This window comes from Parendozoicomonas verongulae (genome assembly GCF_009711465.1).
Lineage (GTDB): Bacteria > Pseudomonadota > Gammaproteobacteria > Pseudomonadales > Endozoicomonadaceae > Sansalvadorimonas > Sansalvadorimonas verongulae.
The window spans coordinates 1-215 of sequence record NZ_SMME01000037.1 but is presented as its reverse complement, the minus strand read 5'-3'; the positions used below and the strand labels follow the sequence as shown (position 1 = coordinate 215).

Genomic DNA, 215 nt, shown 5'->3' with positions numbered 1-215 from the left:
AATATTCCGGCAAGATACGTTTCCAATGAAATTCATGCCTTTCCTGAATACTCATTGGATAACGGGAACACATGGCGAGCTGAGGATTTAGGTGGTGGAGGAAGTAAATTATCGCTATATGCCCCCAACTTTCAGACTGTCGTGTCTGGGGTGGCGCTGACTGGCAACAATCAGTGGATGTCTCGGATATCCCCTGATATGAGCCCTGAAAAAAT

At 46.0% G+C, this 215-nt stretch carries 1 protein-coding gene; it reads left to right on the top strand.

Annotation, left to right across the window (positions count from 1 at the left end; genetic code table 11):
- Positions 1 to 215, top strand: a 215-nt coding sequence (locus tag E1189_RS24090) for a hypothetical protein (RefSeq protein WP_230459772.1), incomplete at both ends; no start/stop codon positions are given.